The following is an 18,558-nucleotide window of genomic DNA, read 5'->3' as shown; positions in this document are numbered from 1 at the left end:
TATCCCAGTCCTAAGGGTAGGTTATCCACGTGTTACTGAGCCGTACGCCACGAGCCTAAACTCGTTCGACTTGCATGGCTTAATCGAATCCCAATAGCAGTAGCATCTGCCAGGATCAAACAGAATTGAACACATAACAGAATACTAATCTAAAAACACTTAAGTTTCTATTAGAAGTACACATAAAAAAATTATAATAAAGACGAGTTACACATAAAAAATTGACGAAAAAAACTTATTTTTCTACAATCAAATTTCACCACATCTACAAAACATACATCATACCCAAAAAACTCAGGTACTCACAAAAAAACACATTCATCCAAATTACAATAAAACATTATTATAAATCAATAAACATTAAATATAGCTACATGCGGAATATAAAGCAGTCATCATAGCCAATTGCACAAAAGCAACAAAAACTCAAACCAACGCCATAAAACACATAGCACATCTAATAGAAACACAAATCACACCAACAAAAACAAACAAAAAACATTGCAAAAACAAACAAAAAATAAAAATAACTTATAATAACACTAATAATAAAAAATTAATTAAAAAATAACTTGATACAACAAATAATATATAATTAAATTAAGAATAAACCTTCCAATATTTTATGAATAACTAATAGAATAATAAAATAAATTAAGTATTACAAAAAATAAAATAATTAATATATGCTATTTTTATATAACTATAGACCCTGGTGAAACATGATTAATATATAAAACTTTCTATCTAATCCAAATAAAAATTACTTTATATATTACTAACCAAATTAGTATTGGTGATAAAATATGAAATTCGGTATAGAATTTGTACCAGACAAACCTTTAGATGAAATTGTATAATTAGTAAAATTAGCAGAAGACGTAGGTTTTGAATACGCATGGATCACTGATCACTACAACAACAAAAACGTATACGAAACTTTAGCATTACTCGCAGCTAACACTGAAACTATTAAAATGGGACCTGGTGTAACCAACCCATACGTAAGAAGCCCTGCAATCGCAGCTTCCGCAATCGCAACCATTGACGAAATTTCAGAAGGAAGAGCAACTTTCGGTATTGGTCCTGGTGACAAAGCAACTTTCGATGCTTTAGGAATTGAATGGACTAAACCTGTATCCACTATTAAATCAGCTATTGCTGACATTAATACTTTATTAGCAGGAGAAAAAACTGAAGGCGGAGCAAAATTAGGCGGAGTAAAAAAAGTCCAAGATCACATCCCTGTTTACATGGGAGCACAAGGACCTAAAATGTTAGAAACCGCTGGATTAATCGCAGACGGTGTATTAATTAACGCTTCCAACCCTAAAGATTACGAAGCTGCTATGCCAATGATTAAAAAAGGATTAGACGCAGCTGGAGACAAAGAATTCGACGTAGGTGCATACACTGCAACTTCTATTGGAGCAGACTCTGATGCAGCTAAAAACGCAGCTAAAATCGTAGTTGCTTTCATTGCAGCTGGATCCCCAGCACCTGTTATCGAAAGACACGGATTACCTGAAGGATACAACGAAAAAATGGGTGCATTCTTAGCTAAAGGTGACTTCGGTGGAGCTATTGGTGCAGTAACCGATGAAGCACTCGATGCATTCTCAGTATGTGGTACTCCTGACGAATTCATTCCAAAAATTGAAGGATTATCCGAAATGGGCGTAACCCAATACGTAGCAGGTTCCCCTGTAGGTAAAAACGTAGAAGAATCCATCAAATTATTAGGAGACGTAATCGCAAGTTTCTAAACTTGATTACTTTTCTTTTTTTATTTTTTTAACTTCAATATACACAACTTATTAATAAAACTATTTTTTTAACAATAATTTTTAATTACAAAAAAATCATAATAATAATATTACATTAATATTAATTGCAGGTATTATGATGGAAATTGAAAATTTAACAAAAGATATAAGAACAAGAGCTTTTGAGAGAAAAGATCCAAAAACTCCAGAACAAGTTGGAGCAAGTTGGTACAATGATGATTTAACTTATGATGGTATTTCAAAAACATTATTTATAATTTTACCAACCCCTGGATGTTCATGGGCACTCGGTGATAGTGGCGGATGTACAATGTGTAGTTATGTATCAGATTGTACTTTAGAACCAATTGATACTGAAACTATCCTTAGAATATTTAACGAACATTTATCAAGACATCCAATAGCTGAAGAAGATAAAATTTCAGTGAAATTATTTGCATCAGGAAGTTTCCTCAATCCATATGAACTTCCAAAAGATGCTCGTGATGAAATCTTAAAAACCTTAGTTAATCTAGGTAATGTTACAGAGATTATTGTTGAATCAAGACCAGAATACGTCAAAGAAGAGTATTTAGATGAAATATTTGAAATCATTGGCGATACTTTATTCGAAATAAGTATGGGTCTTGAAACATCAAATGACTATACTAGACTTAAAAAAATCAATAAAGGTTTTACCCGTGATGATTTTGAAAATGCGACAAAACTAATTCAACATTTAATGAAAACAAAAGGATATAATCTAAAAGCAAAAGCATATATTTTTGTAAAACCTATTTTAATATCTGAAAAACAAGCTATAGAAGAAGCAATAAAAACTGCAAGATATTGTAATTCTATTAATGTTGATAGGCTTTCATTCTGCCCTGCAACAATACATGGTGGAACTGTAATTGAAAGATTATGGAGAAAAGGGGCTTACCAACCACCTTGGATTTGGTCATGTATTGAAATTATAAATACCGTACGTGACGAGCTAGATATACCTGCACTTTTAGACACATCAGGATTTGGATCAAGACGTGGACCATATAACTGTAAAAAATGCAATAAAGATTTGAAACATATGATAATAGCTAACAATTTAACTCAAAGCAAAATTGAATATGAATGTGAATGTAAAAATGAGTGGTTAGCTGAAATTAATAATTCAGATATGAATAACTCAACTGTTGAGATTAAACATATCCCATTATATTAAATATATTAAAAATATTAATTAATAGTAGGAGGAAATTATGAAAACTAAATTTGTTAGTTTACTATCCATACTTTTCGGATTAATAATAATTATATTTCCAATAATGGGAATTATTGGAATCAGTTCCTTAATTAGCTTATCAGTACTATTAATGTCTATTTATTTGCTTGTCGTTGGAATAACAATAATAGATTACAATAGCAGTGGAGCAATACTTGATTTAATTTTAGGAATTATACTTTTATTATTGAGTATTTGTTTAATATTCCATCCAGCATTGCTTGGATTTTTAGCTCAAATTTCAATGTATTTCGCAGGAATAATGTTAATTATTGTTGCTGTTGTTTCATTAATTAATAACCGTAACACAAGATACGGATTTTATAGTGGAATCATTGGAATTATACTTGGTTTAGCATATATAATTATTGGAACTTATCTCTCAAATCCAATTATTCTTGGAACTTTAATCGGAATATGGTTAGTGATAAGTGGTATTTTTAAATTAATGGATAGATAATCTATCCTAATTTTTTCTTTTTTTGGTGTTAATATTGATTGGAATTAGTGCAGATTTTGACCCTGTCCATAAAGGTCATGAAAAATTAATTAAAGAAGCTAGAAAACTAGCAGATAAAGAAAACAAAAAAGTCGTTGTTTATTTGAATAAAGGATTTAGTGCAAACCATGCTCCTTTTTTTGTTAATTTCGAAGCACGTAGAGATATGGCATTGGCCTTAGGTGTCGATGAAGTTAAATCTTTTGAAGGATTACATCATAGATTAGTTTTGTCTTACAGTGTACCAATTAGACTTAAACAAATGATTGATGATGGAGTAACTGATTATATTACTTCCGCAAGCATTACCCTTGATGAAATTAAATCAAAATCACAAAAGTTTATTGATGAAGGAAATTTTGTCGGAATGCCTAAAAATTACACTAACAGAAATGAAATTCGCTGGTATGCTATAAATCACTTTCTTGGATCCAAACTTAAATATCATGTAGTAAAAGAATTCAATAAAAATAAATATTCTGGTAGATTAATTAGACAATCTATAATCGATAATGAAATGACAATAACAGAAGATATTAAAAAATTACTCCCAAAGTCAACTGTTGAAATTCTTCAACGTGAAATCGATGCAGGTAGAGTTCCTAGAAATAGAAATTGGAATGACATTTACAAAAAAATGAACACTTATTCAAGAGGAAATCTTGAGAAAATAGCTTATCTCAATGGAAACACCATAAATGAAATTATAAAAAGAAGAGTCTATAGAGATCCTGAATCTATTTGGGCAGTTTTTAGAAGATCAAATTATGGTCCTGTAATGACCAGATTAGCAATTAGTTCAATTGAAATGGGAGTTACAAAAAAAGAAGTAATGGATTTAATGAAAAGCTATGAATCACAAGGAGTCATTCCAGATAATCAAAAAGTTCAAAGAGTTATCGATAGGGCATGGTATGTTGCAAGCAGTAATTTAGATACACGTGAAGCTAATGATAAATTCAGAAGTGAAAAAATTGATGTCAATGCTCCATTAAGCTTAGAGGCAGGATTAAATTTAACTAAATTTGAAACAAAAATCACAAAAGAAGGCTTGAAAACAGATTTATACGTTGATAAAAACGGTAAAATTTCTGTCCAGTTTAAAAGTGAAGGTAAAAAAATCAAAACAAACTTAAGATTACCTGCAACAGAAGTTACTTATCTTAGATACATTATGGACTCTCATTTTATCCCTGTTAATGGGGAAATAAAAAAAGCTAAAAAAGGATTTAAGGTTAATGTAGTTATTGGTTAAGCTTTTCTAATGCTGCTTTAACCATAATTAATTTATTTTTGTTAAAATAATTTATTATTTCATCAAGCTCTTCTGATTTTCTTTTTGAACTGTTTAGTGTATTATTTATCCTTGAGAGAGATTTTTCCCTAAAATCATCTCCTTCTGTCAAGGATAAAATATCAAAAAATTCTTCCTGTAAATTATATTCCTTTGCAATTTCCGTTGATTCTATTAAAAGAGCAGATAATGTTTTTGTATATGTGCTTCTAAGTAATTTTAAAATAGATACATCACCAATGTTATCGCTGATTTTTTTAGTTTTTATAAACTCATTTAAAAATAATAATTCTTTTGATTTTTCACCGGAAAGATATAAAATAGGATTACCAGAATCTATTTTTCCAATTATAGCTCCATCAACAAGATTTTCAACATACTTATTTATTTCAAATGTAGTCTCAGGAGAAATATTGTTTAAATCTAAATAAATCCCTTTTGTAAACTTTCCATAATCTTCTGCAACTTGAAGTGCATTTTTTGGAGAATTTGCAGAAATTAAAATATCACACTCAATAGCTACTCTCTTAAATGTATCTAAAACTTCAATTTTAGATTTTTTAATAGATTCTATGGTTTTAAGAGATCTCCCATCTATAGAAGTTATAAATCTAATATCTTCCGATTTAATTAAATTTACAAGATTTTCTGAAACTTTTCCAAATCCAATTAAACCAATAATCATAATATTCACTATTATTTTTTAAAAAGAAGCATGTCATGTAAATTTGCACCAATATGCCTTGCAATAGTATTACATTTTACGCACAGCAAAAAGTAAATATCCTTAGCAGATAAATCTATTTCGGTTAATCCTTCATAATTTCCCATACCTTTTGAAATTATGAATTCATGACTATCAAAAATTTCTCTAAATTCATCTGAAATTTCACTATCCACATAGCCAACAGTTCCAGCACCTATTTCAACAATTTCTCCAAATTCATCAAGTCCAACATCTAATGCCTCAACCAGGGTAGCATCATTTAAAATAGGTTCTGATTTTACTGCAATAGTAATATCCAAATCATATTCCTTAATTTTACTTAAAAGTAATTTATCAAATACTATCTCACCAGTATTATCCACTAAATATAAAACTTTGTCATGTTTTTTTAAAGAGTTTTCAAATTCATCAATATCCTTAACAGCCAAATCCTTTTTAAGTGACTCTTTAATTACACTTTCGATATCATCATCTAAAGTAAATGCACCAAAATCCAAAATATTGCCTATAATAGCTATTTTAACATAGTTTTCTAAACTATCATCTTCAGTTAATATCTTTTTAACATCTGGCAGATACTTAAGAGCAATTTCATTGCCCTCAACTTTCTCATTATAATAAGGATCTTTGCAACCAGTTTTCTGTTTAATTATATTATGCATTACAGAACCTGTACCATTTGAGTTGGCACCTGCCTTGAAATTAGTGCTTAAAAATTTAAAAATTTCACCCATAACTTCCATTTTAAGATCTTCATCATCAGTTGATAAATCTAAAGCTTCACGAGCTTGTCTTAAAAAACAAGGCCCGCATTCATAACTAACATTCAAAACTAACCACCATATATTATTTGAACTATTTGAATTTCATCATCATTTTCAATTACAGTATCTTCAATTACAAGTTCACCATTCTGCTTTGACACCACATTTTGAGCAGATAATTCTAATTCTTTAAGTAAATCTTTAATTGTATAATTATCATTTGGTAATTCTCTTTTTTCATTTATTGATTTATATTTCAATGTAAATTGCACTTTATCACAATCCTAATTCCTCTAAAAATGAACAAGCTTTACATAATTCATTGGCTGCAGGTTCACCACATTTAATACATCTTCCATGATTAAATTCCTTTTTTAATTCTTTTTTTAATACATTTTTAACTTTATCATATCCTCTAAGTGTAGAATACTTAATGGTTGGGTGCTTCTCAGCCAATTGATTAATAACTTCTGAAACTTCCCCTCTAAATGATTGCATTGCATAAGGACAACTATCAAAATGAACTTCCAGTTCTTTTGCAACAACATATAATCCAATTTCACGTTCAGGTATTTCACGTAAAGGTTTAATTTTAACCGTGAATTCTTCTGCTTTAGATTCTGTTTTTGCACCTAATTTAGTTAAATTATCAGTGTTTCCTTCAAGATAATTCATTAAAATTCCCTGAACTTCATCATCCAAGTTATGTCCAGTAGCGATTTTTGTTGCACCCATTTCACGGGCTGCTTTATTAATAATAGTCCTTCTAAATACTCCGCAATATGTGCAAGAACCTTTGTGGTTTTCCATCTGCATTATTTCATCTAAAGTAATACCATATTCATCTTTTAATGATACTAATTTATGTTCAATACCTAATCTTTCAGCATGCCTAATAGCTATATCAACACCTTCTTGCCTATAATTGTCAATTCCCTCATCAACGGTAACAGCACAAAGATCAATAATGTGCATTTGACGAAATGTATTTAATATTTCAAGTGTTGTTACACTATCTTTTCCACCGGAAAGCGCTACTAAAACCTTATCTCCTTTATCTAATAGTTTTTCTTTTCTAACTGTTTTAATAGCTTTTTTCTCTATTGATTCAATAAAACAATCTTTACATAATAATTGTCCAGACTGTTCTTTTTTAATAATAACTTTAGGATTACCACATTTACTACATTGCATATTACTACCTACATTTGTTCTACGAATTGTGCGAGTTGGTTTAAAGTATTAACTTCAAATATTTGTGCCCCTGCATCCCTATACAGTGAAACACAACTATCCACAACATCCCATTTATTTCTATCTTCTGGATTTAAAATTATAAGTTTTTTAGAGTCTCTTACCATTTCTTCAACAAGTTCTACACTGGCGGGAATACCATTAACCTTTGGTCCTGCCCAATCACGACAATCTGATAAAATAATGACATAAGATTTATTATTAATATTAGCCTGTTCCTGAAAGCTTTTAAATGCAGAATACATGTTAGAAGTGCCATGAACCATCATATTTTTAATACGCAAATCTTTGACCTTTACAAATGAATCTATAAGATACTCTTCTCTAAGAGCATCAGTAGTTTCAATTACTTTATTATCAAATTCAAAAGTTCTTGATCTTTTAAATGCTGTTTGTGCTGAAAACATCAGCATAAAAAACCAACTACTAATCCACTCACACGATCCACTAATATCATTTAAAAACAAATGTTCATTTTTGTGGGGCCTTGGTTTTGATTTTACAAGTTCGAATGGAACACCACCATATTTCAAGTTAGCTCTTATAGTTTTTCTAATATCAATTTTATTACAATTTGTTTTAACTTTTCTTCTTGAACGCCTATTAGCAATTCTTTTACCTAACCTTTGACAAATCTCAAGCATACGAGGATCAAACCTATTTAACTTTGTTAAATCTTTATTCATCAATTCCCCATCACGCTCAAGTTTTTTAGCCTCCTCAAGTAATGGCTGACCAGAAAGCATTTTCAACTGTTCATTTGAAATCTTTTCTTGCTTGACTTTGCTAGCCATCTCCCCCTGCTTTTTAATTATATATTTGTTTGATTTAGGTCCAGCACCATTATACGCCTTACTTTTCTGAAGTTGTTCAGACATTTCAACCTTTTCATTAACAGCAAATATTTCATCAAATATCTTATTGAATTTAGGAATATCATATTTATCCTTAACATAAACTGCCATTAACGCAGTTTTAAGCAAGTTCCTATCACTTTCACCTAAATGCTTGTAAATTTGCACAGCTGCTTGAGTACTTCTAATACTTACTGGCAAATCTTTTTTTCTTAACTGAGCTGATAAAGTCGCTATTTTATTTATCATTTCTATCTCTTATTAAAAATATCTTTTAAAACTCTTTTCTTATCACTTTCAGTTTTAATAGCTACGCCAACACTGTCTTTTAATGATTGATCTAAATTTTTAGTTCCTAAATTCATAACTGATCGAACCCAATCAACAGTTCCTCTAACAGATGGTTTTTTCATTAGATTAAGATTACGAATATCATGAATTAACTTAACAACATATGATACTACTTCATCATCCGCATCAGGTAATTTTGACTTTACGATTTCAATTTCATGCTCAACACTAGGATATGGAATATATAAAAACAAACATCTGTCTTTTGTCTCATCAAGCAATGATCTTTGAGAATTTGATGTCAAAATAACAAGTAAATCATTTTTTAACTGGAAAGTACCTAAATCATTAATTGTAATTTCTTGTTCACCTAATGCCTGGAGTAAAAAACTTTCCACTTCTTCATCAGCTTTATCAATTTCATCTATTAACAATACTGAATCATTATCATTTAAAAATGCATTGAGTAAAGGTCTTCTTATGAAAAATTCTTCATCAAATATTTTATCTTGAGAATTTGTCTCATTTCTAGTAGATTCTAAATGAAGCAATTGCTTTTGATAATTCCACTCGCCGACAATTTGCTCAAAAGTGATGCCTTCATAACATTGTATTCTAAAAAAATCTCTATTGAATGTTTTTGCAACTACCTTTGCTAATTCTGTTTTTCCAACACCTGGCGGTCCTTCAATAAGCATTGGCTTTCCTAGTAAAAAGGATAAATATAATGTAGTTGAAATTTCATTATTTGAAACATAATTTGAATCTAAAAGACTTTTATCAATATCTTTAATAGTAATATTTTCAACTTGCAATTCTTAAACCTTCATAATAATTGTATTATAAGTTAAAATTTAATCTAAATTTATTTAAAGTTTGTGTAATAATATAAATAGTAATAATTCAATATGTAAAATTAAAGGAGGTATACTATGAAAGCTGATAATGCTATCATAATTGTATTAGTAATATTGATTATAATTTGTGGAGTAGTTGCTTTTGTTATTTCAAGTAATGGAATTTCATTTAATAACACAAATGACACTGTAATGAATAATACAACAACAAATACAACCAATATCACTGCTAATGATACATCTGATAATTCTAGTGCATACCGTGATACTGGAGTTGTAGCTTCAAGCTCTGATGATAGTGCTAGATACAGCAGCAACCAATATAGTAGCAGTAGTAGTTCAAGTAGCGGATATAGTTCATCAAGTTATAGTGGTGGACAAAGTTCTAGTAACAGCCCAGCTTCAGACTCTGAATCTTCAGAATCAAACTCTGGTTCAGAATCAGATTCTGCAGGACAAGAAGGTGGATCATCTGTAGACTTCAAATAAAACTATTTTTTAAATTCATCAGGATTTTTGAATAATTCAAAATCCTGAACATATTCTTTTCCAGTAATCATTGCGATTTCTGCTTTTTGTAATTCAGAACCCAAATATGCAGCATGTTCCATTCGTGTAACTAATTCTTTTGTTATTATCTCTTCATAAATTTCCCGAGCAGAATGTCCTACAATTACAATGTCAGGTTTATTTTTATTAAAATGAGTAGCAGTAATCTTACTATTTTTAACTGTAGTACCATAATCAACATTAATTTTAAAACTACCTGCCTTATCCCTTATGAACTTCATAGGTTTTTCTTGTATAATTTCCGGAATGCCCTCTCTTTCATTTAATATAATATCATTTCTTTTATGTTTATCCTTAAATGCAACTAAATTAATCCCTAAATCTTTTGGAATTGATTTTCTGTGTTTTGCAAGGAACATCATTTTAGATGCAGTAGCTAATTCATAAACACTACCTCTTGTTTTTCCACTTTCTTCAGGAGTGAATAAAATACTTACACCTAATTCCATACCAATTCCTGCAAGTAAAACATTAACTCCACCAGAATCAACATCCATTAACTCTGTAACATTTCCCACACCAAAAAACATAGGTGCAGGATTTGTTTTATGAAATTCATTGCAAGCAATTATGGATTCAACAATACTGGAACTATTTACCGGATCTAAAATTAAATCAGCAACATAATTTAAACCCTCAGTATCTTTAATTAACTGATGCATTGCTTCAACCCTTTCAGCTGGAGATTTTGGAGATTTTCCTTGTGAAAAATTTGTTGGAAGTAAAACTGCAGGAATTCCTTTTTCTTTTAAAATTTCTTTAACTTCAGAGTTATTACCTAAATCTAAACTTAAAACAAAATCAATACCATGTTCAGCAGCGACTTGTATTTCATTAGCATTTAATGTATCTATACTTAATGGCCTATCCCCAACAATAGGTCGTAAAGTGTTAATTAAATCCGGAATTTTGTCTGAAAAATCTTCACCAGCAGCCATTCCTATATCAATCATGTCTGCTCCTGAATCAATGAAATATTGACATTTATTAATCAATGCTTCTTTTGATAAAAAAGGTGCATTAGCAATTTCAGCCAATACTCTCATTGGAAAATCTTCACCAACTGGGAGATTCCTAATTAGAATGTTGTTTGGTTTTTTGAGAAGTTTTTCAATATTTTCTTCATCATTTTCAAATTCTTCAATTAATTCAAAAGCTTTTTTTCTCTTTTCTTCTTCAATTAACTTGTCTGCAGGTTTATCTTCAGATAATTCAATAGTGCTAATTAAACTTAAAACCATTGCAAGGTCTGCCCCATCAGTAGATCCTTTGAATGTAGGAATTCCAAGTTCTTTGGTAATTTCTTTTGTTCCTTTTTTAATTAAACCTGGAACTAAAATCATGTCGATTTCATCCAATTGATTTGAAAAACAAGTTTTTACTTCTTTAATTAGTTGTTTAGGAGTTAAAAATGCTGCTACCTGAGTATTATCAGCAATATGTACTATAATTTCTTCTTTTGAATCTGAAACAACTTCTTTTATTAATGGATATGCTAACTCACCAGTGATAATTAAAACTTTCATAATAACATTCCAACAAGATTTTTTTCTTTAATATAATATATTATTATACATCATATTAAATCCTTTTAAAATAACTCAAATTTTTCAGTATATAATATTATAATAAAAAGTAACATAAACCTTTATATATTTTAGAATTTATAATGATTATACATGATAAATGTATGGAGGAAAAATTAATGATTGAAATTCGTTTTCATGGAAGAGGAGGACAAGGAGCTGTAACTGCTGCTGAAATTTTAGCTAAAGCAGCATTCAAAGACGGTAAATATTCCCAAGCTTTCCCATTCTTTGGAGTTGAACGTAGAGGAGCTCCAGTTATGGCATTTACAAGAATTGATACTGAACCAATAGCTTTAAGATACCAAATCTACAACCCCGACCATGTATTAGTCTTAGATGATGGATTACTAAATGTAGTAGATGTTTTCTCAGGAATTAAAGATACTACAGAAGTTATAATCAATACTGAAACTTTTGAAGGTAGTGGAAAAAATGTTGTAAATAGCATTGATGCAACTGGAATTGCATTAGATATGTTAGGACGTAATATAGTAAATACCATTATTTTAGGATATTTTGCTAAAAAAACCCAAATTGTAAGTATTGAATCACTACTCGAAGTAATTAAAGAAACTTTCCCTGGAAAAGTTGGAGAATTAAATGTAGAAGCTACTAAAAAAGCTTATGACATGGGATAAAAGGGTGAGTACAATGGTAAATATAGGTTGTATAATTAAAACACCAGGTAACAGTAGAAATAATAAAACTGGAAGTTGGAGAACATTTAAACCAATTTTAGACAAAGAAAAATGTATTGATTGTGATAACTGCATTATTTTCTGTCCAGATTCCAGTGTAAACAAACAACATGATATAGATTATGATTACTGCAAAGGATGTGGAATTTGTGCATACGAATGTCCTTCCGATGCAATAGAAATGGTAAAAGAATAAAGAGAGTGATTTAATGATAAAAGAAGTAATGACCGCAAACAAAGCAGTTGCAGAAGCTGTAAGATTAGCTAAACCACAAGTTATTCCCGTTTATCCAATTACTCCACAAACTACAATTTCAGAATATTTAGCACAATATGTCGCAGATGAAAAAATTAACGCTAAATATATTAAAGTAGAATCAGAACACAGTGCAATAAGTGCTGCGGTTGGAGCAAGTGGTGCTGGAGTAAGAGTATTTACAGCAACATCTTCCCAAGGATTAATGTTAATGCATGAAATTTTATTTGCAGCAGCAGGTATGAGAGTGCCTATCGTTTTAGCAGATGCAAACAGAGCAATTTCTGCACCACTAAACATTTGGAATGATCAACAAGACTCAATCGCACAAAGAGATGCTGGATGGTTACAAATTTATGTTGAAGATGCTCAAGAAGCATTAGATACTACCTTAATGGCTTATAAAATTTCAGAAAACCCTAATGTATTGCTTCCATCAATGGTATGTTTAGATGGATTTATTTTAACACACACAGTAGAACCCGTTGAAATTCCAGATCAAGAAAGTGTGGATGAATTTTTACCTCCATATGTTCCAAAACACTCATATATCGATCCAGATGATCCAATGTCTATTGGTAACTTTGCTGACCCTGAATATTATACAGAAGCAAGGCATGACATGGAAGTTGCAATGAACAACTCACTTGATGTAATTAAGAAAACTTGTGAAGAATTCGCAGAAATTTTTGGAAGAAAATATGGTCTCGTTGACCCATACAAAACAGAAGACGCAGACATAATTTTTGTTGCAATGGGTTCCATTTGCAGTACACTTAGAGTAATGGTAGACCAATTAAGAGAAAAAGGTGAAAAAGTAGGTTTACTTAAAATTAGAGCATATAGACCATTCTCTGTTGAAGAAATCAAAGAAGCAGTTAAAAATTGTGAAAAAATAGCAGTTATTGATAAAAACTTCACTTTCGGAATTGGTGGAGCACTTTATGCAGACATGAAAGTTAAAATTGATAAAGAAATCTATGGATTTATCGCAGGTTTAGGTGGAAGAGACATTACACCAGATTCCATCATGGAAGTTTATGAAAAAACAAAAAATCCTGTACAAGAAATTACATGGATTGGACTTAAGGAGGAATAGATATGGATATACCTGATAAAGATTTATTAGCACCAGGACACAGAGGCTGTGCTGGTTGTGGAGCATCAATCGCAGTAAAATTAGCTCTTAATGCATTAGGAAAAAATACTGTAGCTATTTCTGCTACAGGTTGTCTTGAAGTAATGACTACTCCATACCCTGAGACTTCATGGGAAGTTCCATTTATCCACGTTGCATTTGAAAACTCCGGAGCAGTAGCATCTGGTGTAGAAAGTGCATTAAGAATTCAAGGAAAAGATGATGTTAATGTAGTTGCTTTCGGTGGTGACGGAGGAACTGTAGATATTGGTTTACAATCATTATCTGGAGCTATGGAAAGAGGACATAACATGATTTACATCTGTTATGATAACGAAGCATATATGAATACTGGTATTCAAAGAAGTGGAGCTACTCCATTCGGTGCAAGTACCACCACCTCACCAAAAGGAAGTGCAAGTTTCGGAGAAGACAAACCTAAGAAAAATATGCCAATGATTATGGCTGCTCACGGAATTCCATATGTAGCAACTGCATCTATTGCATATCCTGAGGACTACGTCAAAAAAGTTAAAAAAGCAGCTGAAACTAAAGGACCTGCTTACATACACTTACAACAACCATGTACTACTGGTTGGGGATTCCCATCTGAAAAAACCATTGAAATGGGACGATTAGCAGTAGAAACTGGATCTTGGGTATTATATGAAATTGAAAATGGTAACTTTGAAATTACATACAGACCAGAAGAAATGAAACCAGTTAAAGATTACTTATCAGTGCAAAAAAGATTTAAACACTTAAATGATGAACACATCGAAAAAATCCAAAAATATGTTGATGCACATTGTAAAGAATTAGGATTATAGGAGGAATATCAATGGAAAATATTCTTGTAAATAGCGATTTATGTGACGGATGTATGAATTGTGAAAACATGTGTGCATCAGTCCATAATGCTAGTAGGATAAAAATTGTTGAACAGGATTCTTCCTTTTATTCCATTGTATGTCAACATTGTGAAAATGCACCATGTATAAAAATCTGCCCAACCGAAGCAATCACTGATGACGGTGTAGATACTGAAAAATGTATTGGTTGTGGATTATGTGTAATGGTTTGTCCATTTGGTGCTATGACTTTCCAATCTAAAGTTGCTGAAAAATGTGACCTCTGTGCTGATAGAGAAGAAGGACCGGCTTGTATTAAAGCATGTACTAAAAGAGCTATCACTATCGCAGATCCGGAAAAAATCAGAGCTAAAAACCAAGAAAAATATTTAGCTAAAATAGCTGGACTCTACGAGCCAGATAGTAAAAAAGGTGGATTCGTCCACGTTATAACAAGTCAAGCAAGAGCAAGACTTGTTTTAGATAAATAATCAAAAATTATGTACTCACAAACATGTACAAATTGTACAAACTGTGGAAGTTGTCAACAAACACAAAATGTTGACACTCCTATTTTATTTTGTATGCACTGCCAACCATCATATGCACCATGTTTAAAAGTTTGCAAGGAAAATGCAATAGAAGTATTAGGTGGAGCCATAACAATTAATAGTGAAAAATGCACCAAATGCCGAGATTGTATTGACGTTTGCCCAATTAATGTAATTAAAATTTAAATATTTTAAAATCAAAAAATAAAATTAATTAAATGTTATAGGGTTTTATTTTGATTACAAAAGATACTATTAAAGATACTGTTTATGAACTTTACAAACAAGCAGCTATCGTTTTAAGTGAAGATGTAAGGAAATCACTTGAAGATGCTCTTAAAATTGAAGAACATGAACTTGCAAGATTAAATATAGAAGCTATTTTAAAAAATATTAAACTTGCTGAAGAAAAACAAATTCCAATGTGTCAAGATACAGGTTTACCAGTGGTTTTTGTTAAATTAGGTAATGTTGAAGTTGAAAATCTACGTGAAGGAATTGAAGAAGGGATAAAAAAAGCAACTAAAGAAATTCCAATCCGACCAAACATTGTTGATCCATTAACAAGAGAAAATACAAATGTGAATGTTGGAGATTACATCCCCCCAATAGATATTGAACTAATTGATGAAGATTATCTTGAAATAACCATATTACCAAAAGGATTTGGTTCAGAAAATAACAATGCATTAAAAATGGCACTCCCAGCTGAAGGAATCGAAGGAATAAAAGAGTTTGTAATAGAATCTGTTCTTAAAGCTAAAGGAAAACCATGTCCTCCAACAGTTGTAGGTGTTGGAATTGGCGGAACTTCTGATTTATGTTTAAAGCTTGGTAAAAAAGCATTACTTGGTGAAGTTGGTAAAAGAAATCCTGATCCTCAAATAGCTAAATTAGAAGAAGAAATTTTAACTGAAATTAACAAATCTGGAATTGGACCAATGGGTCTTGGTGGAAAAACAACATGCTTAGATGTAAAAATCTTAAAAGCACATACACATACAGCAGGTTTGCCAATTGGTATTTGTATCCAATGCTGGGCTGACAGGCACGCAACAACAAAAATATATGGCAATTAGATTATTATATAATCTAATTACTTTTTTTAATATTATCTGAAAGTTCTCGGAGTAGTTGAACGAGGAATATTTTCATGAAATTCAATTGAAACATCCATCGTTTCTACAGAAATATCCCCATCCTTTCAAATGCTTTAATAACTCTAAATAAATAAATAAAATAATTTGAACGCTCTTTTTCATCAAATGAATTTTCAGCCATTTGTTCAGCTATTAAATTAATAGCTTTTGTTTGAAGAATATGAATTGATTCTTCTAACTTCATTAAATCATCTTTAAGTTCTGTTTTACCTTCAAGAAAAGAAATGATGGCTAAACGAATCATTTTTTGAGCTATTTTATACATTTTCTTTAATTTCTTTAAAACATTCTCCTCAATTTCATAAATGTCATTAATCACAAATTTAGCAATATGAGCAGAATAATCACCAATACGCTCCAAATCATAAGCAATTTCATTATAAAGTATGGATTTTGATATTTCAGAATGTTTATTCATATTAACAATTGTTTCAACAGAAGTTCTTATCTTTTCCACCATATTATTTGTAGCATAATCCATCTCTAAAGCCTTATTCGCTTTCTCTTCATCATATTCTAAAACAGCCTCAAATGAAACTTCAATTTGTGAATGAACATGTCTAACCATATTTGCAATCATATCATTGACAATTACATTACCTTTTGTCTCAGTAGGTCCGATATAATCACTTAAAGACTCAGCAACTTTTTCATAGCTTTTTAAATCAATCATATATGCTCTTTTTACAGTTCCATCTTTAACAAGAGGTTGTAATAATCGAGTAACATATCTACGAGTTATCCCTAACTTTACAGCAATTTCATCTTGAGTTGAAGGATTCTCATATAAAATAATATCCAAAATATCCTTCAGAGTCTTATTTTTTTTACTCATTATACCACTATTTATAATCATCTAATAAATCATTAGATTGAAATTGAATATTATCAGATGATTTATTAATGCTAACTTCTTGATTTGATAATTTATCATCATCAGATTTTTGCTTAACAATCTTTTTAAATTTTACTTCATGATCCACATAATCATTACGTTTAAAATCATTACGATAATTTTGTCTTAACTTATCTCTTTTTTCAACATAATCAAAATCATTATGTTTTTTGGAGTGATGTACTTTACGAACATTCTGAGTAGAAAAATTCTCTCTATTATTCTTATGATTAACCACATTAACTCCATTTTCATGGTTTTTTGATGAACTAAGTATATTAACTACTACACAAACTATTAATGCAAATGCCATAATAGCTATTGGTAAATCAAAGTACATGAATACTACATCATACATATTTGTAATCATATTTCCTGAATCTACAAATCCACGTGCTAAAAATACTAAACCAACAAAAGCAATAACTAGACCATTTGATTTTTTAACAATACCCCTTTTTAATACAAATGGATATACACTCATGACTAGTAATGCTAAACCTAAAATACGATATAAATTATAGTTAGCAATTTCTTGAATTGATAAATATACATTTAAAAAGGTATAAGGTAAAATACCAACTTCAGATAATAAAGCCGCAATTAACATAAATTGAATTAAACCTATTACTATAAGCGGAAATACATATGCAATTTCCCATTCAAAATTAGGACTAAATGTTTTCTTTCCAATTGGATTTTCCAGTACTTCTGTAAGCATATTATAAAGAACAGAAGAAATAACTGAACCGATAATTGTACCTGCAACACCCATAACTGAAGTCAAAATAGCTACAAATGCTGAAATACAACCAACTAATACGAGTTTTTTATAGTTCATAATTCACCTTATAAAATTTAATCAAAATAATTAATATAATTAATAATATTTAATACTATTCTTTTTTATAAATTTAAACTTTGAGGAAAGTAGAAATAATAACTATTAAAATAAAAAAATATGAAAAATCAGAAATCAGAAGCCTTAGGGGGGATTCGAACCCCCGACTTCCACCTTACCAAGGTGGCGCTCTACCGGCTGAGCCACTAAGGCATAATCAGGAATCAATAAAAAATTATAAAATAGTGCAAGGGAAGGGATTCGAACCCTCGAAGGCCTATACCAGAGGATCTTAAGTCCTCCCCCTTTGGCCGCTCGGGCACCCTTGCATACAACAATAATAATATTTGTTTTCATAGTATATAAATGTTATTCTTTTTTCATAGAATACTACAAAAATAATAGAATTACAAGATAATAT

The 18,558-nt window shown here is 30.4% G+C and carries 19 protein-coding genes, 2 tRNA genes, 1 rRNA gene and 2 pseudogenes; 12 read left to right on the top strand and 12 right to left on the bottom strand.

Annotation, left to right across the window (positions count from 1 at the left end; translation table 11 throughout):
• A 16S ribosomal RNA gene (locus ACR0P1_RS05395) occupies nt 1-126 on the bottom strand; the annotation flags it as partial.
• 680 nt (nt 127-806) lie between these two features.
• Between ACR0P1_RS05395 and mer the strand changes: the two are divergent.
• From mer to ACR0P1_RS05375, 4 genes and pseudogenes are all read left to right on the top strand, one after another.
• Nucleotides 807-1,766, top strand: a pseudogene (gene mer / locus ACR0P1_RS05390) (5,10-methylenetetrahydromethanopterin reductase).
• 139 nt (nt 1,767-1,905) lie between these two features.
• Nucleotides 1,906-2,988 (top strand): archaeosine biosynthesis radical SAM protein RaSEA, encoded by a 1,083-nt coding sequence (locus ACR0P1_RS05385; protein ID WP_432645386.1) that lies wholly within the window; start codon nt 1,906-1,908, stop codon nt 2,986-2,988.
• Nucleotides 2,989-3,025: 37 nt separating this feature from the next.
• A complete protein-coding gene (locus ACR0P1_RS05380) occupies nt 3,026-3,508 on the top strand; it encodes a DUF308 domain-containing protein (protein ID WP_432645384.1) in 483 nt (160 codons plus the stop codon).
• Nucleotides 3,509-3,533: 25 nt separating this feature from the next.
• Nucleotides 3,534-4,802, top strand: coding sequence for an adenylyltransferase/cytidyltransferase family protein (locus tag ACR0P1_RS05375; RefSeq protein ID WP_432645385.1), 1,269 nt, complete (start codon nt 3,534-3,536; stop codon nt 4,800-4,802).
• On the opposite strand, the gene ACR0P1_RS05370 is transcribed toward ACR0P1_RS05375, so the two are convergent.
• From ACR0P1_RS05370 to ACR0P1_RS05345, 6 genes are read right to left on the bottom strand one after another with little or no spacing between them, the layout of a single operon-like run.
• Nucleotides 4,792-5,526, bottom strand: coding sequence for an NAD(P)-binding domain-containing protein (locus tag ACR0P1_RS05370; protein WP_432645383.1), 735 nt, complete (start codon nt 5,524-5,526; stop codon nt 4,792-4,794). The two genes, ACR0P1_RS05375 and ACR0P1_RS05370, sit on opposite strands and share 11 nt — an antisense overlap.
• Before the next feature lie 11 nt (nt 5,527-5,537).
• Complete coding sequence (locus tag ACR0P1_RS05365) at nt 5,538-6,398, bottom strand: damage-control phosphatase ARMT1 family protein (protein ID WP_432645382.1); 861 nt, start codon at nt 6,396-6,398, stop codon at nt 5,538-5,540.
• 2 nt (nt 6,399-6,400) lie between these two features.
• Nucleotides 6,401-6,604, bottom strand: a complete 204-nt coding sequence (locus ACR0P1_RS05360) for a MoaD/ThiS family protein (protein WP_432645381.1) — start codon at nt 6,602-6,604, stop codon at nt 6,401-6,403.
• Between the two features lie 4 nt (nt 6,605-6,608).
• The gene (locus ACR0P1_RS05355) at nt 6,609-7,526 is read right to left on the bottom strand and encodes a TIGR00269 family protein (protein ID WP_432645380.1); all 918 of its coding nucleotides are present in this window, start codon (nt 7,524-7,526) and stop codon (nt 6,609-6,611) included.
• Nucleotides 7,527-7,534: 8 nt separating this feature from the next.
• Complete coding sequence (locus ACR0P1_RS05350; protein WP_432645379.1) at nt 7,535-8,689, bottom strand: vWA domain-containing protein; 1,155 nt, start codon at nt 8,687-8,689, stop codon at nt 7,535-7,537.
• Between the two features lie 2 nt (nt 8,690-8,691).
• Nucleotides 8,692-9,546 carry an AAA family ATPase gene (locus tag ACR0P1_RS05345; RefSeq protein ID WP_432645378.1) on the bottom strand — a complete coding sequence of 285 codons (855 nt, stop codon included), beginning with the start codon at nt 9,544-9,546 and terminating at the stop codon, nt 8,692-8,694.
• 117 nt (nt 9,547-9,663) lie between these two features.
• Between ACR0P1_RS05345 and ACR0P1_RS05340 the strand changes: the two genes are divergently transcribed.
• A complete protein-coding gene (locus ACR0P1_RS05340) occupies nt 9,664-10,077 on the top strand; it encodes a hypothetical protein (protein ID WP_432645377.1) in 414 nt (137 codons plus the stop codon).
• Nucleotides 10,078-10,079: 2 nt separating this feature from the next.
• Here ACR0P1_RS05340 and ACR0P1_RS05335 read toward each other — a convergent pair whose 3' ends face one another.
• Nucleotides 10,080-11,684: a dihydropteroate synthase-like protein gene (locus ACR0P1_RS05335; RefSeq protein ID WP_432645376.1), complete on the bottom strand. Its 1,605-nt coding sequence runs from the start codon at nt 11,682-11,684 to the stop codon at nt 10,080-10,082.
• Nucleotides 11,685-11,863: 179 nt separating this feature from the next.
• Here ACR0P1_RS05335 and ACR0P1_RS05330 point away from each other — a divergent pair, with 179 nt between their 5' ends.
• From ACR0P1_RS05330 to ACR0P1_RS05300, 7 genes are read left to right on the top strand one after another with little or no spacing between them, the layout of a single operon-like run.
• Entirely contained in the window at nt 11,864-12,385 is a 522-nt protein-coding gene (locus ACR0P1_RS05330) for a pyruvate ferredoxin oxidoreductase subunit gamma (protein WP_432645375.1), read from the top strand.
• Nucleotides 12,386-12,398: 13 nt separating this feature from the next.
• Nucleotides 12,399-12,641: a pyruvate synthase subunit PorD gene (gene porD, locus ACR0P1_RS05325; RefSeq protein WP_432645374.1), complete on the top strand. Its 243-nt coding sequence runs from the start codon at nt 12,399-12,401 to the stop codon at nt 12,639-12,641.
• Nucleotides 12,642-12,654: 13 nt separating this feature from the next.
• Nucleotides 12,655-13,800 carry a pyruvate synthase subunit PorA gene (gene porA / locus ACR0P1_RS05320; RefSeq protein ID WP_432645373.1) on the top strand — a complete coding sequence of 382 codons (1,146 nt, stop codon included), beginning with the start codon at nt 12,655-12,657 and terminating at the stop codon, nt 13,798-13,800.
• 2 nt (nt 13,801-13,802) lie between these two features.
• A complete protein-coding gene (gene porB, locus ACR0P1_RS05315) occupies nt 13,803-14,669 on the top strand; it encodes a pyruvate synthase subunit PorB (RefSeq protein WP_432645372.1) in 867 nt (288 codons plus the stop codon).
• An 11-nt stretch (nt 14,670-14,680) separates the two neighbouring features.
• Entirely contained in the window at nt 14,681-15,181 is a 501-nt protein-coding gene (locus ACR0P1_RS05310) for a 4Fe-4S dicluster domain-containing protein (RefSeq protein ID WP_432645371.1), read from the top strand.
• A gap of 9 nt (nt 15,182-15,190) precedes the next feature.
• The gene (locus ACR0P1_RS05305) at nt 15,191-15,427 is read left to right on the top strand and encodes a 4Fe-4S binding protein (protein WP_432645370.1); all 237 of its coding nucleotides are present in this window, start codon (nt 15,191-15,193) and stop codon (nt 15,425-15,427) included.
• Nucleotides 15,428-15,477: 50 nt separating this feature from the next.
• The gene (locus ACR0P1_RS05300) at nt 15,478-16,320 is read left to right on the top strand and encodes a fumarate hydratase (protein WP_432645369.1); all 843 of its coding nucleotides are present in this window, start codon (nt 15,478-15,480) and stop codon (nt 16,318-16,320) included.
• Nucleotides 16,321-16,352: 32 nt separating this feature from the next.
• Here ACR0P1_RS05300 and ACR0P1_RS05295 read toward each other — a convergent pair.
• From ACR0P1_RS05295 to ACR0P1_RS05280, 4 genes and pseudogenes are all read right to left on the bottom strand, one after another.
• Nucleotides 16,353-17,236: pseudogene (locus ACR0P1_RS05295) on the bottom strand (PhoU domain-containing protein).
• A 7-nt stretch (nt 17,237-17,243) separates the two neighbouring features.
• The gene (locus ACR0P1_RS05290) at nt 17,244-18,137 is read right to left on the bottom strand and encodes a hypothetical protein (protein ID WP_432645368.1); all 894 of its coding nucleotides are present in this window, start codon (nt 18,135-18,137) and stop codon (nt 17,244-17,246) included.
• A gap of 140 nt (nt 18,138-18,277) precedes the next feature.
• Nucleotides 18,278-18,350, bottom strand: a tRNA-Thr gene (locus ACR0P1_RS05285).
• Between the two features lie 33 nt (nt 18,351-18,383).
• Nucleotides 18,384-18,466, bottom strand: a tRNA-Leu gene (locus tag ACR0P1_RS05280).
• Nucleotides 18,467-18,558 lie beyond the last annotated feature (92 nt).

It is taken from the genome of Methanobrevibacter sp., assembly GCF_050872065.1.
In the GTDB taxonomy this organism is placed as follows: Archaea; Methanobacteriota; Methanobacteria; order Methanobacteriales; family Methanobacteriaceae; genus Methanocatella.
Note: the sequence above shows the minus strand (reverse complement) of the source record. Positions and strands in the feature narration are given on the sequence as shown.

Excerpts from the sequence above, each read along its gene's own strand:
- ACR0P1_RS05385 (WP_432645386.1), top strand. The coding sequence starts at position 1,906 with ATGGAAATTGAAAATTTAACAAAAGATATAAGAACAAGAGCTTTTGAG.
- ACR0P1_RS05380 (WP_432645384.1), top strand. The coding sequence starts at position 3,026 with ATGAAAACTAAATTTGTTAGTTTACTATCCATACTTTTCGGATTAATA.
- ACR0P1_RS05370 (WP_432645383.1), bottom strand. The coding sequence starts at position 5,526 with ATGATTATTGGTTTAATTGGATTTGGAAAAGTTTCAGAAAATCTTGTA.
- ACR0P1_RS05355 (WP_432645380.1), bottom strand. The coding sequence starts at position 7,526 with ATGCAATGTAGTAAATGTGGTAATCCTAAAGTTATTATTAAAAAAGAA.
- ACR0P1_RS05350 (WP_432645379.1), bottom strand. The coding sequence starts at position 8,689 with ATGATAAATAAAATAGCGACTTTATCAGCTCAGTTAAGAAAAAAAGAT.
- ACR0P1_RS05340 (WP_432645377.1), top strand. The coding sequence starts at position 9,664 with ATGAAAGCTGATAATGCTATCATAATTGTATTAGTAATATTGATTATA.
- ACR0P1_RS05335 (WP_432645376.1), bottom strand. The coding sequence starts at position 11,684 with ATGAAAGTTTTAATTATCACTGGTGAGTTAGCATATCCATTAATAAAA.
- ACR0P1_RS05330 (WP_432645375.1), top strand. The coding sequence starts at position 11,864 with ATGATTGAAATTCGTTTTCATGGAAGAGGAGGACAAGGAGCTGTAACT.
- porD (WP_432645374.1), top strand. The coding sequence starts at position 12,399 with ATGGTAAATATAGGTTGTATAATTAAAACACCAGGTAACAGTAGAAAT.
- porA (WP_432645373.1), top strand. The coding sequence starts at position 12,655 with ATGATAAAAGAAGTAATGACCGCAAACAAAGCAGTTGCAGAAGCTGTA.
- porB (WP_432645372.1), top strand. The coding sequence starts at position 13,803 with ATGGATATACCTGATAAAGATTTATTAGCACCAGGACACAGAGGCTGT.
- ACR0P1_RS05310 (WP_432645371.1), top strand. The coding sequence starts at position 14,681 with ATGGAAAATATTCTTGTAAATAGCGATTTATGTGACGGATGTATGAAT.
- ACR0P1_RS05305 (WP_432645370.1), top strand. The coding sequence starts at position 15,191 with ATGTACTCACAAACATGTACAAATTGTACAAACTGTGGAAGTTGTCAA.
- ACR0P1_RS05290 (WP_432645368.1), bottom strand. The coding sequence starts at position 18,137 with ATGAACTATAAAAAACTCGTATTAGTTGGTTGTATTTCAGCATTTGTA.